Origin of the sequence: Saccharopolyspora sp. 6V (genome assembly GCF_020176785.1) — a bacterium.
Lineage (GTDB): Bacteria > Actinomycetota > Actinomycetes > Mycobacteriales > Pseudonocardiaceae > Saccharopolyspora_C > Saccharopolyspora_C gregorii.
Window position 1 is genome coordinate 6526 of the sequence record NZ_JAIUKB010000053.1, and the last position, 13138, is coordinate 19663.

Annotated in this window: 14 protein-coding genes, 2 tRNA genes and 1 pseudogene; 10 read left to right on the forward strand and 7 right to left on the reverse strand. The window is 71.8% G+C overall.

The window, feature by feature from the left end; all coding sequences use genetic code 11:
- The 3 genes and pseudogenes from LCD35_RS30710 to LCD35_RS11645 all read left to right on the forward strand — a co-directional run.
- Positions 1–311, forward strand: a pseudogene (locus tag LCD35_RS30710) (hypothetical protein); the annotation flags it as partial.
- A gap of 115 nt (positions 312–426) precedes the next feature.
- A tRNA-Asn gene (locus tag LCD35_RS11640) sits at positions 427–499 on the forward strand.
- Between the two features lie 328 nt (positions 500–827).
- Positions 828–1589: a trypsin-like serine protease gene (locus tag LCD35_RS11645; protein ID WP_224977574.1), complete on the forward strand. Its 762-nt coding sequence runs from the start codon at positions 828–830 to the stop codon at positions 1587–1589.
- A gap of 174 nt (positions 1590–1763) precedes the next feature.
- Here the strand turns inward: LCD35_RS11645 and LCD35_RS11650 are convergent, their stop codons facing one another.
- A complete protein-coding gene (locus LCD35_RS11650) occupies positions 1764–2594 on the reverse strand; it encodes a DMT family transporter (protein WP_224959413.1) in 831 nt (276 codons plus the stop codon).
- A 108-nt stretch (positions 2595–2702) separates the two neighbouring features.
- Here LCD35_RS11650 and LCD35_RS11655 point away from each other — a divergent pair, with 108 nt between their 5' ends.
- Positions 2703–3266 (forward strand): helix-turn-helix domain-containing protein, encoded by a 564-nt coding sequence (locus LCD35_RS11655; RefSeq protein ID WP_224959411.1) that lies wholly within the window; start codon positions 2703–2705, stop codon positions 3264–3266.
- Positions 3267–3269: 3 nt separating this feature from the next.
- Here LCD35_RS11655 and LCD35_RS11660 read toward each other — a convergent pair whose 3' ends face one another.
- Complete coding sequence (locus tag LCD35_RS11660; protein WP_224959410.1) at positions 3270–4223, reverse strand: GlxA family transcriptional regulator; 954 nt, start codon at positions 4221–4223, stop codon at positions 3270–3272.
- 98 nt (positions 4224–4321) lie between these two features.
- Between LCD35_RS11660 and LCD35_RS11665 the strand changes: the two genes are divergently transcribed.
- Positions 4322–4960 carry an HD domain-containing protein gene (locus LCD35_RS11665; protein ID WP_224959409.1) on the forward strand — a complete coding sequence of 213 codons (639 nt, stop codon included), beginning with the start codon at positions 4322–4324 and terminating at the stop codon, positions 4958–4960.
- Between the two features lie 64 nt (positions 4961–5024).
- Here the strand turns inward: LCD35_RS11665 and argG are convergent, their stop codons facing one another.
- Positions 5025–6452 (reverse strand): argininosuccinate synthase, encoded by a 1428-nt coding sequence (gene argG, locus LCD35_RS11670; protein ID WP_224959408.1) that lies wholly within the window; start codon positions 6450–6452, stop codon positions 5025–5027.
- A 235-nt stretch (positions 6453–6687) separates the two neighbouring features.
- Between argG and LCD35_RS11675 the strand changes: the two genes are divergently transcribed.
- A complete protein-coding gene (locus LCD35_RS11675; protein WP_224959407.1) occupies positions 6688–7038 on the forward strand; it encodes an EthD domain-containing protein in 351 nt (116 codons plus the stop codon).
- Here LCD35_RS11675 and LCD35_RS11680 read toward each other — a convergent pair.
- A complete protein-coding gene (locus LCD35_RS11680; protein ID WP_224959406.1) occupies positions 7032–7595 on the reverse strand; it encodes a TetR/AcrR family transcriptional regulator in 564 nt (187 codons plus the stop codon). The genes LCD35_RS11675 and LCD35_RS11680 overlap by 7 nt on opposite strands.
- A gap of 85 nt (positions 7596–7680) precedes the next feature.
- Here LCD35_RS11680 and LCD35_RS11685 point away from each other — a divergent pair, with 85 nt between their 5' ends.
- The 4 genes from LCD35_RS11685 to LCD35_RS11700 all read left to right on the forward strand — a co-directional run bounded on the left by LCD35_RS11685 (position 7681) and on the right by LCD35_RS11700 (position 10764).
- Positions 7681–8577 (forward strand): SDR family oxidoreductase, encoded by an 897-nt coding sequence (locus LCD35_RS11685; RefSeq protein WP_224977576.1) that lies wholly within the window; start codon positions 7681–7683, stop codon positions 8575–8577.
- A 566-nt stretch (positions 8578–9143) separates the two neighbouring features.
- On the forward strand, positions 9144–9347 hold the full coding sequence (locus tag LCD35_RS11690) for a hypothetical protein (RefSeq protein WP_224959405.1): 204 nt from the start codon (positions 9144–9146) through the stop codon (positions 9345–9347).
- Between the two features lie 182 nt (positions 9348–9529).
- Positions 9530–9606: transfer RNA gene (locus LCD35_RS11695), tRNA-Ile, on the forward strand.
- Between the two features lie 462 nt (positions 9607–10068).
- Complete coding sequence (locus LCD35_RS11700; RefSeq protein WP_224977571.1) at positions 10069–10764, forward strand: class A beta-lactamase-related serine hydrolase; 696 nt, start codon at positions 10069–10071, stop codon at positions 10762–10764.
- A 123-nt stretch (positions 10765–10887) separates the two neighbouring features.
- Here LCD35_RS11700 and LCD35_RS11705 read toward each other — a convergent pair whose 3' ends face one another.
- The 3 genes from LCD35_RS11705 to LCD35_RS11715 form a co-directional block, all read right to left on the reverse strand.
- On the reverse strand, positions 10888–11484 hold the full coding sequence (locus tag LCD35_RS11705; RefSeq protein ID WP_225044168.1) for an FMN reductase: 597 nt from the start codon (positions 11482–11484) through the stop codon (positions 10888–10890).
- Complete coding sequence (locus LCD35_RS11710; RefSeq protein ID WP_224966348.1) at positions 11481–12566, reverse strand: LLM class flavin-dependent oxidoreductase; 1086 nt, start codon at positions 12564–12566, stop codon at positions 11481–11483. The genes LCD35_RS11705 and LCD35_RS11710 overlap by 4 nt, the downstream gene beginning before the upstream one ends.
- A 100-nt stretch (positions 12567–12666) precedes the next feature.
- Complete coding sequence (locus LCD35_RS11715) at positions 12667–13128, reverse strand: MarR family winged helix-turn-helix transcriptional regulator (protein WP_224961769.1); 462 nt, start codon at positions 13126–13128, stop codon at positions 12667–12669.
- Positions 13129–13138 lie beyond the last annotated feature (10 nt).

Below are 13138 nucleotides of genomic sequence, written 5' to 3' on the forward strand. Positions count from 1 at the left end.
CGGGCGGCGGCGGGGCGCCGGCCGCCGCCGCCGCCCCGCCCGGGGCGGCCGGCCCCGGGCCCCCCCCCCCCCCCCCCCCCCCCCACGCCTGGGAGACCACCTACGCGCACCGCCTCAGCGGCCCCGACCCCGTCCTGGAATGGGTGACCGGCACGGCGCTGCGCCCGGTGCGCGCCGCGCTGGACGAGCCGGACTGGCAGCGGTTCCGCGCCGCGCTCGCCGACCGGCTGCGCACCAGTTATCCCGCGCGTGCCGACGGCACCACGTGGTTCCCGTTCCGGCGGATCTTCGTCGTCGCCCACAAGCCCTGATCCCGGACCCGCTCACCTGCGATGTTCTTGAACGGAGGGGGGTGTGAACGGGCCCGGAACGATGCGCTAGAGTGGTTCCCGTCAGCACGAACGAGAGCTGATGGAAATCGAATATTCCTCCGTAGCTCAATTGGCAGAGCATTCGGCTGTTAACCGAAGGGTTACTGGTTCGAGTCCAGTCGGAGGAGCTTTTCGAGCGAAGCCCCAGGTCACAGGCCTGGGGCTTCGCTCTTTCGTCGTCCGGAGATCTCTCGGTGCGAATCGCGCCCCCGGCCTTCGTTCACTCGTTCGTGGATATCCGGTGAGCGGTTCCGCACGCTCGCCCGGCGGGCTGCTGTACCGGGTCGCCTGCCGGGCGCGGGTGGCCGGCCACCGGGGCGCCCGTCGTGCGACTTCCGGGCGAGGCGCACTTGCCCGGAAGTACGACCTCGCCGTGGACTTCGAGGTGATCTCGCGGCCGTCGCCGGGCCCTAGCTTTGCGGGTGATCGGAACACGGGACCACCCAGGAGGACCACATGGTCAAGCTCGGCAAGGCGGCGCTGCTCGGCACGGCGGGGGCGGTCGCGCTGACCGCGGCGTTCACCCCCGCGGCATCGGCGATCATCGGCGGGCACGACGCCACCGCGGACTACCCGTTCATGGTGAGCGTGCAGAAGGACGGGCAACACTACTGCGGCGGCTCGCTGATCGCGCCCGACTGGATCGTCACCGCCGGGCACTGCACGGTGAACCTCGAACCGCAGCAGCTCTCGGTGCAGATCGGCGACCATGACCGCACGAAGGGAGAGACGGCGAAGGTCACCGAGGTGATCGCGCACCCCGACTTCTCCTACGAGCCGTTCCACGACGACGTGGCCGTGATGAAGCTCGACCACCCGGTGCGGGCCCAACCGATCGAGCTGGCCGCCGACTCCGGACCGGCAGGCACCCCCACCCGCATCCTCGGCTGGGGCATGACCTGCGAGGACGGCAGCGAGTGCCCGGACCTGCCGACCGTGCTGCAGGAGCTGGACACCGAACTCGTCGCGGACGACCGGTGCAGCGAGAACTACGACCCGGCGAACGAGCTGTGCACCGACAGCCCCACCGAGGGCGCGCAGGCCTGCATCCTCGATTCCGGTGGCCCGCAGCTCAAGGGACGGCCCGGCGCGTGGGAGCTGATCGGGGCGACCAGCCGCGACGGCGACGCCGACCCGAACTGCGCGAGCGGTCCCGGGATCTACACCGACCTCACCGCCCACCGAGCCTGGATCGAGAACACCATCGCGACCCGTTGATCGCTCTTCCGCTCCACTCCTGTTCCGGAGGGGGCGGGTGGCGGAACCTCATTGCCTGTCTTCCCACTCCAGTCGGGTAGCGCTCGGGTGGCGGAACCTCAGCGGCTTCGCCGCAGGCGGGAGGAGGACACGGCCCGGCGGGGTTCCGCCGCTCGGCCCCGCCGGAAACGGTGATCAAGTGGCGGCCAGCAGGCCGACTGCGACGGCCGCGGTGCCGAGGCCCAGCAGCTGGCCGGGGTGGATGCGTTCGGCGAGGACGCCGCGGGCCAGCAGCACCGTGCCCGCCGGGTACAGCGCGACGATCACGGCGACGACGGTGAGGTCGCCGCTGCGCGCGGCGAGCAGGAACAGCAGGTTCGCCACCGAGTCCAGCACGCCCGCCGCGGCCGAGACCGCGTACGCCGGCCGCCGGGACCCGAGCCTGCGGTGCAGCAGTCCGGCCGCGGTCAGCGTGACCGCCGAGGACACGGCGCGGCCGACGATCAGCGGCGCCACCCCGCTGTCGGCGGGCGCCTGGTGCAGGAACACCAGCTGCAGCGCGATCGCGGCCCCCGCTCCGAACGCCAGCAGCAGCGCCCCGCGGGACGGCCGCCCGGCACCGGGTCCCGCGCTGACCAGCACCACGGCGATCAGTGCCAGCGCGAGACCGATCCCACCGGCGAGCGCCAGCCGCTCGCCCTGCAGCAGGCCCACCGCGACCGGCAGCCCGGCCGAGACGAGCGCGGTGACCGGGGAGAGCACGTTCATCGGCCCGATCGCCAGCGTCCGGTAGAGCAGCGCGAACGCGGCCGCCGACACGACGCCCGAGGCGGCGCCCCAGCCGAGGGCTCCGGGGCTGAAGGAGGCGCCGAGCAGCGGCCACAGCGCGAGTTCGACGGCGAGGCTGGCCGGGGCGGCGATCACCACGGTTCGCAGCACGTGGGCGCCGCGGGCGCCGACGCCGCCGAGGAAGTCGGCGCACCCGTACGCGAGCGAGCTGCCGAGGGCCAGCAGTAGAGCGAGCACAGCACATCCCTTACGGTTCAACGGAACGACCGCACCGTACAGCGAACAGTCCGCTTTCTGTCAACCGAACGACCTGTGAGTGCAATAAAACGACCGGAAGGTGAGCAGATGCCCGAGTCGGAGGCCGCGCTGCGCACGGTGGCGCAGAACGTCCGGGCCGCCCGCACCCGCGCCGGCCTGTCCCTGGAAGAACTCGGCCGCCGCGCCCAGGTCAGCAAGGGCGCGCTGGTGAGCCTGGAACGCGCGCAGGGCAACCCGAACCTGGGCACCCTGGTGCGCCTCGCCGACACCCTCGGCATCTCCGTGTCCGATCTCGTCCAGGGCGCCCCGTCGAGCCGGGTGCGCGTGGTGGACGCCGCCTCCGTCGAACCGCTGTGGACCGGGGAGCGCGGCGGCGAGGCCCGCCTCGTGCTCACCGCGCGCGGCCCCGCGCCCACCGAGATCTGGCGCTGGCGGCTGGAACCCGGCGAGGAGTACCCCAGCCACCCCCACCAGGCCGGTGTCGTGGAGACCGTCACCGTGCTCTCCGGCCGGATGCTCCTGGTCGTCGACGGCGCCGAGCACGAGGTGCCCGCCGGGTGCACCGCCACCTTCGACGGCGACGTCCCGCACGGCTACCGCGGCGCGGGCGAGGAGACCTGCGAACTGGTCATGACCGTGGTGCTGCCCTGACGATCAGCCGCGGGTGGACCCGAACCGCCTGCGGTAGTCCGTCGGCGTGGTGCCCAGGTGCCGGGTGAACGCGCGGCGCAGCGCCTCGTCCGAACCCAGCCCGCTGTCCCGGGCCGCCGAGGTGACCGAGTGCCCGTCCAGCAGCAGCCGCTGCGCCCGGTCCAGCCGGACCCGTTCGACCCAGCACGCGGGCGTCGTCCCCAGCTCCGCGCGGAACAACCTGCTCAGGTGCCGGGTGCTGACGGCCGCGGCCCGCGCCATCGACGCCGGGCGGTGATCCCCGGCCGGGTCGCCGAGCACCGCGTCGAGCACCGCGCGCAGCTGCGCGGCCCGCGCCGGGGGCGGGGCGGTCGCCGTCGAGTACTGCGACTGGCCGCCCGGCCGGTGCAGGAACACGACCATCTCCCGCGCGATGTGCCGGGCGCCCTCCGCCCCGTGGTCCTCCTCCACCAGAGCCAGCGCCAGATCGATGCCCGCGCTGATGCCCGCGGAGCTGACGTAGCGCCCGTCGCGCACGTGGATGGCGTCCGGTTCCACGCGCACCGCGGGGTACCGCCGCGCCAGCGCGTCCGCGTGCCGCCAGTGGGTGGTGGCCCGGCGCCCGTCGAGCAGGCCCAGCTCCGCCAGCAGGAACGCTCCGGTGCACACCGACGCGACCCGCGGCGCGCCCGCGGTGAGGGTGCGCGCCGCCGACAGCAGTTCCTCGTCCACCGGAGCGGGCACGAGCCGCTCACCACCGGCGATCACCGCCGTGTCCACGGGTCCGGCGTCGGCGGCCGCGGTGGTCGGGCCCAGCGCCGGGCCGGTGGCGGTGGCGACCGGGCCGCCGCCGGGGGAGACCAGCACCACCTCGTACCGGTGGCCGAGCAGTCCCGCCTGGTGCAACACCTCGGCGGGCCCGCTGACGTCGAGCATGGTCACCCCGTCGAACACCAGGAACGCGACGCGGTGCGTCATGTCCGGATCCGTGGTGTTCCGGGCTGCGAGGACATGGCGCCACGGTAGCCGCCGGGCGAACCTGGTCTCGTCGGGCACCGAGACGAGAGGCGGCATCGATGAGCGAGACCATCGCGGGCGTGGAGATCCCGGACGGCGCGTTGGCCCGGGCGGCCACCGAGCTGGTGCGGGACGTGGCATCGCCGCTGGTCTACGACCACTCGCGGCGGGTGTTCCTGTGGGGAGCGCTGCGCGGGCGGCGGGACGGGCTGCGGTTCGACCCGGAACTGCTCTACGTGGGGGCGATGTTCCACGACCTCGGACTCACCGAGCGGTTCCGCCGCGACGACCAGCGCTTCGAGATCGACGGCGCCGACGAGGCCCGCCGCTTCCTGCGCGAGCACGGCGTCGACGGGGAGCCGGCGGACCGGGTGTGGACGGCGATCGCCCTGCACACCACCCCGGAGATCCCGCTGCACATGGCGCCGGAGATCGCGCTGGTCACCCGCGGCGTGGAGCTGGACGTGCTGGGCCTCGGCTACCACGAGGTGGGGGAGGAGCAGCGGGCCGCGGTCGTCGGCGCGCACCCGCGCCCGGACTTCAAGAACGGGATCCTCGCCGCGTTCACCGACGGCATCCGGCACCGTCCGGAGACGACCTTCGGCAACGTCAAGGCGGACGTGCTGGCCCACTTCGTGCCCGGTTTCGTGCGCGGCGACTTCGTCGAGGTGATCCGGGATTCTCCGTGGCCGGAATGAGCCCCGGAGGAACGCCACGGGCCGGGGCGACACCAGGTCGCACCGGCCCGTCGGACGGTCGGGGTCAGTCCGTGCCGACCTCGATGGCCGCGTGGTCCAGCGCGTCGGACTCGACACCGCCGTCCTCGCCTTCGGCGCGCGCGGCGATCGCGTTCGCCCCGCCCGGCGCCAGCTCGCCGACGAGCTCGCCCCACGCGGTGAGCGCCCCGTGCCCGCCGCCCTCGTACAACTCCAGCATGCTGCGCGAGTCCGCGATGTCCAGGTTCCGCATGGACAGCTGGCCGATGCGGTCGTTCGGCACGAACGCCTGGTCCTTGCTGCGCTCCATGGACAGCTTGTCCGGGTGGTAGCTCAGGTTCGGGCCCTCGGTGTTGAGCACCGTGTGGTCCCAGCCGCGGCGCAGCCGCACGGTGACGCTGCCGGTGACCGGGTAGCCGATCCAGCGCTGCATGGACTCCCGCAGCATCAGCGCCTGCGGATCGAACCAGCGGCCCTCGTAGAGCAGCCTGCCGAGGCGGCGGCCCTCGGTGTGGTACATGGCCACCGAGTCCTCGTTGTGCACCGCGTTGAGCAGCCGCTCGTAGGTGATGTGCAGCAGCGCCATGCCCGGCGCCTCGTACACGCCGCGGCTCTTGGCCTCGATGATCCGGTTCTCGATCTGGTCGGACATGCCGAGCCCGTGCCTGCCGCCGATGGCGTTGGCCTCGTGCACCAGGTCCACGTCGGAGTCGAAGGACTTGCCGTTGATCCGCACCGGGCGGCCGTGCCGGAACTCGACGGTGACGTCCTCGGCCGGGATCTCCACGTCGGAGTCCCAGAACCGCACGCCCATGATCGGCTCGACGATCTCCAGCGGCGTGTCGAGGAATTCGAGCTTCTTGGCCTCGTGGGTGGCGCCCCAGATGTTGGCGTCGGTGGAGTACGCCTTCTCCGCGGAGTCGCGGTACGGCAGTTCCCGCTCGACCAGCCACGCGGACATCTCGTCCCGGCCGCCGAGTTCGCCGACGAAGGCCTCGTCCAGCCACGGCTTGTAGATGCGCAGGTCCGGGTTGGCCAGCAGGCCGTACCGGTAGAAGCGCTCGATGTCGTTGCCCTTGTAGGTGGAGCCGTCGCCCCAGATGGACACGTCGTCCTCGCGCATCGCGCGCACCAGCAGCGTGCCCACCACCGCGCGGCCCAGCGGCGTCGTGTTGAAGTACGCCTGTCCGCCGGAGCGGATGTGGAAGGCACCGCAGGCCAGCGCGGCGAAGCCCTCCTCGACCAGTGCGGCGCGGCAGTCGATCAGCCGGGCGCGCTCGGCCCCGTAGACGCGCCCGCGTTCCGGCACGTCCGACAGGTCCGGCTCGTCGTACTGGCCGATGTCGGCGGTGTAGGTGTACGGCAGGGCGCCGCGCTCGCGCATCCACGCCACCGCGACCGAGGTGTCCAGCCCGCCGGAGAAGGCGATGCCGACGCGCTCACCCACTGGAAGATTATTCAGGACCTTCGACATGTATTCATCGTAACAGGCGTCGTTCCGGTCCTCGAAGGGCAGGGATTCCGCAGTGCCTGGACTGTCCGAACGGTCACCTCCGGTGCTCGTGAGCCGCGCGAGGAATGGCGCATAAATATGCAATTCCGAGGTCGTGGCCGCGTGCGGACGGAGCAGCGCGCGGTCCACCGGCCGGCGGCGTGCGCCACCCGGAAGGCGCGTTGATCCGGCCGGTGCGCGAACTAGGGTGGAGCGCGTGGTGATCCTCGTGAGCCTGCTGCGCCGCCTGCCGGAGCTCTCCCACGAGCAGTTCGTGCGGCACCACCGGGAGCACCACGCCCCGCTGGTCGCCTCGCTGCCCGTCGCCGCCCGGTACGTGCGCCGCTACGTGGTGGAGCACCCGCGGCCGCTCGGGGTGCCGGGCATCCCCGAGGCGACCGTGGACGCGGTGGTGCGGCAGTGGTTCGACTCGGCGGAGGACCTCGCGGCGCTGACGGCCTCGGCCGACTACCGGGACGTGATCCGGCCGGACGAGCAGCGCTTCATCGACATGTCCCGCAGCGAGTTCTGCTTCACCCGCGAGCAGGTGTTCCTCGGCGATCAGTGATCGGCGAGCAGGGCGCGCAGCTCGGCGGCGTCCTCCCGCACGCAGATCGCGAGGTCGGGTGCGCCGCCGGCGATCCAGCGCCCGAACGCGACCTGGAAGACGCTCATCGCGGCGTGCGCGGCGAGTTCGGCGTCCCGCGGGGGCGTCCCGCGCTCGCGCAGCGCCCTCGTGGCGGTCTCGGCCATGCCCGCGAGCTTGAGCAGCTCCCGCTCCCGCAACACCGGGGTGGCGGCGATGATCTCCGCGCGGCGGGCGGCGTGCTCGCGGCGCGCTTCGAGCAGTTCGGTGCTCGCGGCGACCCCGAGCAGTGCGGCGTCCAGCGGTGGGACGTCGTCGGCGGCGGCCGCGATCCCGTCGTGCACGGCCTGCTCCATCGCGCGGCCGCCGTCGAAGAGGACTTCGCGCTTGTCGGCGAAGTGCCGGAAGAAGGTGCGTTCGGTGACCCCGGCGCGCTCGGCGATGTCGCCGGCGGTGGTCCGCTCGAAGCCGCGTTCGGCGAACAGCTCCACGGCGGCGCGCGTCATCCGGTCCCGTGCGCCCGGTTCCCAGCGGCTCATGACCGGTGAGTGTAGTGATGGCAGCGACTGACATCAGGTGCTACTGTCGATGACAGTCACTGACATCAAGGGAGAGGAGCACGCCATGCGCGTCTTCGTCACCGGCGCCTCCGGCTGGATCGGCTCGGCCGTCACCGCGGAACTGCTCGCGAACGGGCACGAGGTCCTCGGCCTGGCCCGCTCCGACCGGTCGGCCGCCGCAGTCGCGGCCGCGGGCGCCGACGTGGTCCGCGGCGACCTCGACGACCCCGAAGGCCTCGCCGCCGCGGCCGCGAAGGCCGATGCCGTGGTGCACCTGGCCTTCAAGCACGACTTCGGCGCCTTCACCGCGGCGGGGCGCACCGAGGAGGCCGCCGTCCGGGGCATGCTCGACGCCCTCGCCGGGAGCGACCGGCCGTTCCTGCTCGCCTCCGGCCTGGCCGGGTTCGCGGCCGGTGGCGAACCGCCCACCGAGCTCGACTCGTCACCGCACGAGGGCGTCGACTCGGCGCGCGGTGGCAGCGAGAACCTGGCGCTGTCCTACGTGGACCGCGGAGTCCGCGCGGTGGCGCTGCGCTTCGCGCCGACCGTGCACGGGGCGGGCGACCCCGGGTTCACCGCGCAGCTGGTGAAGGTCGCGAAGGAGCGCGGGGTTGCCGGCTACATCGGCGACGGCGCGAACCGGTGGGCCGCGGTGCACCGCTCCGACGCCGCGCGGCTGACCCGGCTCGCGCTGGACGGTGCGCCCGCCGGTACGCGGGTGCACGCGGTCGCCGAGGAAGGCCTGCTCGCCAGGGACATCGCCGCCGCCATCGGCGACCACCTCGGCCTGCCGACCGCATCGATCGATCCGCGGGACGCCGCCGAGCACTTCGGCTGGATCGGCGGCTTCTTCGGGGTGGACGCGGCGGGGGCTAACGCCCGCACCCGCCAACTGCTCGGCTGGGCGCCGACCGGGCCCGGGTTGATCGCGGACATCGCGGCGGGCGGCTACTCGGGCTGAGCTCCGGTGGCGGGCCGGAAAGCCCTGCGGTGGCGGGAGAAACCGGTTCCTGAGGGGAGCGCCGCGGAGGAGGAGGCTGAATCGGTGCGGTCCGCGGCGGCTGCTATGCTGGCAGCACGGTCCGAGGACCGGTCCCAGCAGGTCGAACAGGGTGCGTGACGCATGAGCAGATGTGGACATCGCGACCGGATCGACGCGCCACGACCGGAAATCAGATCGGTCGGCCTGCCGAAGGCCTGCTGAACCGCGAAGGGGCGCCGATTCGGTGCCCCTTTTCCGCGATCGCACTCTTTCGGGCGAACCAGTCTCGGATTGATCAGAGTCGGATAACGATTCTGTCGAGACCCGCGATCTGATTCGTGCAGCGCCGCGACACCCCGCTTCCCCCTGAGGTTTTCCCGCAGGTCATAGCGGGCGTGAACGATCTGGATCAGCCAGTGGTCCCGGCCACGTGGCATGAACCAAATCGATTCATGATGCGAGAGGACCAACGAAACTCCCACTGCTCTCCGTCCTCGGAGCAGTGGTGCAAGAACGGGGACGACTAAAGGACGGGGGAAGTCGGGATGTCCGCTCCAGGGATCGGCAAGGAAAACCACTTCGCACTGCCCGATCTGGCCTCGGTGGCCCAGCTGCCGAAGCCGATCAGGGCTCTGGTCTACCTGGTCATGCTGTCGCTGCTGACGGTGGCCGGGATCAGCGCGCTGCTGGCCACCATCGTGATCATCGGCCAGCTGACCGGCGCGTTCAGCATCGCATCGTTCATGTGACGCCGCGACGAGCACGGGCCGGCACCTCCGGGTGCCCCCCCTTTCTGCTGCCACGGCCCGGAATTCCCGCTCCGGACAGCCCGCGACCGCCCGGTTTCGCCCGGTCGAGCGGGCAACCCAACGCGCCCCACACCGCCCAGCCTCGCTACGATCACCCAGAGGAGCGTTTCATCACGCCTTCGGGGGCAGTAGCTCAGTTGGTCAGAGCAGCGGACTCATAATCCGTCAGCCGTGGGTTCAAGTCCCACCTGCCCCACCACCTGACCAGCGGGCGAAGTTCGAAGCGAGATCGATCTCGTCGATTTCGGCGCGAGACCCCGGGTAGTGCGAGCGCACGCGCCGCCCGCCGGCGCTCGCGGTCGCTTCGAGGAGCAGGCACTCCGCGTGATCGAGTGCACCGATCGGCCTGCCGACGTACCTGAGCGCCGATCTTTCCTGCATTCGGAGCAATCGCGGGCTCGTTCGACGTTCCGGCCGAACCTGCGGCGCGATGGGGCGTCTTCCGGACGTGGGGGTTCACGAGTCGCCGGACGAGGGTCCGGGTCGGTCGTCCCCCGGTCTGAGGGGGCCGATGAGGTTGGACGCGCGGAGGAGCATCTGGATCGCGGCGGCAGTGGTCGTGGTTCTGAGCGTGGTCGGCGGGCTCGTGGGCGTGGCGAATTCCTCTCGGTGGGCGTCGTCGTGCAGCGGTGGTGTGTCACGGGGTTCCGGGACTGACGACGTGGCCCGGTCGGTGCGGGAGAAGCTGCCGTCGTTCGCCGAAGGCACCTCGGTGGCGATCGAAGTGGTGGATCTGGATTCGTGCGCGGAGGTCGCTCGGCTCGACGCCGACAGCGGCTTCCCCACGGCGTCCGTGGTGAAGCTGCTGATCGCGATCGACGCGGTGGAGCGCCTCGGGGACGCCACCACCGATGATGAGATTGAGCGGATGCTCTCGGCCAGCGACGACGCTGTGGCGAGCCGGTTGTGGGTCGCCCACGGCGGTCCGGACATCGTCCGGCGCACGGCGGCGAAGCTGAAGCTGACGGACACCGCGCCGCCGGATTCGTCCGGGCAGTGGGGGAGCACCCGGATGAGCGCGAGCGATGTCGCGCGGGTCTACCGGTACTTGGCGGCGCAGGCCGACGCGGGCACGCGCAAGCTGCTGCTGGGCGCGATGGGGCGGGCCCCCGGCACCGCGGAGGACGGATTTCCGCAGTACTTCGGCATTCCCGGCGGTCTGCCCGGACACCGCTGGGCGATCAAGCAGGGGTGGGGGTCGACCGAGACCGACACCGTGCTGCACACCACCGGATTGGTCGGCGGGGATCGCGATCTCGTCGTCGTGCTGCTGAGCACGTGGCCGCCGGACACCGACTGGGCGGTGGCCAGGGCGGCGCTGACCGAGGCGGTCCGTTCGCTCGACCGGATCGTCTGATGCCGCCCCGGTCCAGATCCGGATGCCGAGGCGTCGAGCTCGGTGGGCTGCTCCACCGGAGCCGGTGACCAGCAGCCCCACCGCCCCGCCGACTGGTCCTGGTCGGTGCCGGTGGGGTGCTGGTCAGGTCGCGCCACCGCGGAGGAGTTCCTCGAACGGCACCGGATTCGCGAACGGGTCGGTGTTCTCCCGCTCCGGTCGTTGCCGCACGGCGGCGACGAGTTCGCGCGCGGCGCGGGTGATCCGCTGCCCGAGCTCGGTGCCGCCGCCCCAATCGGAGCCGGCCGCGTAGACGCCGGTGGGCACGATGTGCGCGCGGAGGTAGGCCAGCAGCGGGCGCAGCGCGTGCTCCAGCACCAGCGAATGCCGCTCGGTGCCGCCGGTCGCGGCGATCAGCACGGGCTTGCCCCGCAGCGCATCGGGTTCGACGACGTCCATGAACGACTTGAACAGGCCGCTGTAGGAGGCGCTGAACGTGGGCGTCACCAGGATCAGCCCGTCGGCGGCGGCGAGCCGTTCCAGGACCTCGCGCAGGCGGGCGCCGGGGAATCCGGTGAGCAGGTTGTCGGTGATGTCGTGGGCGTGCTCGCGCAGTTCCACCACCTCGACCTCGGCCTCCTCGCCGAGCTCGTGGCGGGTGGCCGCGACGAGCCGGTCGGCGAGCAGCCGGGTGGACGAGGGCTGGGAGAGGCCGGCCGAGATCGCCAGGATGCGGGTCATGCGTCGCTCCTTCCGGCGCGCTGGGCGCGGGACTCGTGGGTGGGTGCGTCGGGCACGTTCGGGCCGCGGCGGTCGGCGAATTCTTTGCGGAGCACGGGGACGACCTCTTCGCCGAGGAGGTCGAGCTGTTCCAGCACGGTCTTCAGCGGCAGGCCCGCGTGGTCGATCAGGAACAGCTGGCGCTGGTAGTCGCCGACGTACTCGCGGAAGCCGAGGGTGCGGTCGATGACCTGCTGCGGGGAACCGACGGTCAACGGGGTCTGCGCGGAGAAGTCCTCCAGCGAGGGACCGCCGCCGTAGACCGGGGCGTGGTCGAAGTAGGGCCGGAACTCGCGCACCGCGTCCTGGGAGTTGCGGCGCAGGAACACCTGCCCGCCGAGCCCGACGATCGCCTGCTCCGGCGTGCCGTGGCCGTAGTGGGCGAAGCGCTCCCGGTAGTACTGCACCATCCGGGCCGCGTGCTGCGGCGGCCAGAAGATGTGGTTGTGGAAGAAACCGTCACCGTAGTACGCGGCCTGCTCGGCGATCTCCGGGCTCCGGATCGACCCGTGCCACACGAACGGCGGCACCCCGTCGAGCGGTCGCGGAGTCGAGGTGAAGCCCTGCAGCGGCGTGCGGAACCGGCCCTCCCAGTCCACCACGTCCTCCCGCCACAACCGGTGCAGCAACGCGTAGTTCTCCAGCGCCAGCGGAATCCCCTGCCGGATGTCCTGACCGAACCACGGATACACCGGCGGCGTGTTGCCACGACCCATCATCAAGTCCACCCGGCCACCCGCCAGGTGCTGCAACATCGCGTAATCCTCAGCGATCTTCACCGGATCGTTCGTGGTGATCAGCGTCGTCGAGGTGGACAGGACCAACCGCTCGGTACGGGCCGCCAGATAACCGAGCATCGTCGTCGGCGAAGACGGCACGAACGGCGGGTTGTGATGCTCACCGGTGGCGAACACGTCCAGACCGACCTCCTCGGCCTTCTCGGCGATGGCGACCATCGCCCTGATCCGCTCGGCCTCCGTCGGCGTGCGCCCGGTCGTCGGGTCGGGGGTCACGTCCCCGACGGTGAACACTCCGAACTGCATCTCGACCACTTCCTTCAAATCTGAACTAATCGGTCGAACGACGGCCCGGCGCGAGGTATTCCGACGAGGTCGAGGGGGTGACGAGCGCCATGCGCGGGCGTCAGCGGCCCGCGGTTCCGCGCAGCCGGTCCTGGGTGCGGGTGAACACGCGCCGGAGCACGTCCAGCTCCTGCTCGTCCAAGTCGTCGGTGAACAGCCGCTGCACCGTCCCCACGTGGTGGGCGTCCGCCGCCCGCAGCGCCTCCAGCCCGGCCGCGGTCAGCACCGCGTGGTGCACGCGCCGGTCATCGGGCGACGGGTGCCGCACCACCCAGCCGCGGCGCTCCAGGACCTTCACCTGGTAGGTCAGCCGGCTCGGCGAGAACACCATCCGCGCGGCCAGCTCGCCCATCCGCTGGCGCTGCTCCGGGCACTCCGACAGGACGAGCAGCACGTGGTAGTCCATCAAGCTCATCCCGGCGGCCGCGCGCAGATCCTCGTCGAGGCGGGTCTCCAGCAGCAGGCTCGTCTCGATGTACGGCCGCCACGCACGTCGCTGCGGCGAGGTCTCCCAAGGCTCCACCCCGCCGATC

Bases quoted from the DNA above. Each gene is read 5' to 3' on its own strand.
- LCD35_RS11645 (WP_224977574.1), top strand. From the start codon at position 828: ATGGTCAAGCTCGGCAAGGCGGCGCTGCTCGGCACGGCGGGGGCGGTC.
- LCD35_RS11655 (WP_224959411.1), top strand. From the start codon at position 2,703: ATGCCCGAGTCGGAGGCCGCGCTGCGCACGGTGGCGCAGAACGTCCGG.
- LCD35_RS11660 (WP_224959410.1), bottom strand. From the start codon at position 4,223: ATGACGCACCGCGTCGCGTTCCTGGTGTTCGACGGGGTGACCATGCTC.
- LCD35_RS11665 (WP_224959409.1), top strand. From the start codon at position 4,322: ATGAGCGAGACCATCGCGGGCGTGGAGATCCCGGACGGCGCGTTGGCC.
- argG (WP_224959408.1), bottom strand. From the start codon at position 6,452: ATGTCGAAGGTCCTGAATAATCTTCCAGTGGGTGAGCGCGTCGGCATC.
- LCD35_RS11680 (WP_224959406.1), bottom strand. From the start codon at position 7,595: ATGAGCCGCTGGGAACCGGGCGCACGGGACCGGATGACGCGCGCCGCC.
- LCD35_RS11685 (WP_224977576.1), top strand. From the start codon at position 7,681: ATGCGCGTCTTCGTCACCGGCGCCTCCGGCTGGATCGGCTCGGCCGTC.
- LCD35_RS11690 (WP_224959405.1), top strand. From the start codon at position 9,144: ATGTCCGCTCCAGGGATCGGCAAGGAAAACCACTTCGCACTGCCCGAT.
- LCD35_RS11705 (WP_225044168.1), bottom strand. From the start codon at position 11,484: ATGACCCGCATCCTGGCGATCTCGGCCGGCCTCTCCCAGCCCTCGTCC.
- LCD35_RS11710 (WP_224966348.1), bottom strand. From the start codon at position 12,566: ATGCAGTTCGGAGTGTTCACCGTCGGGGACGTGACCCCCGACCCGACG.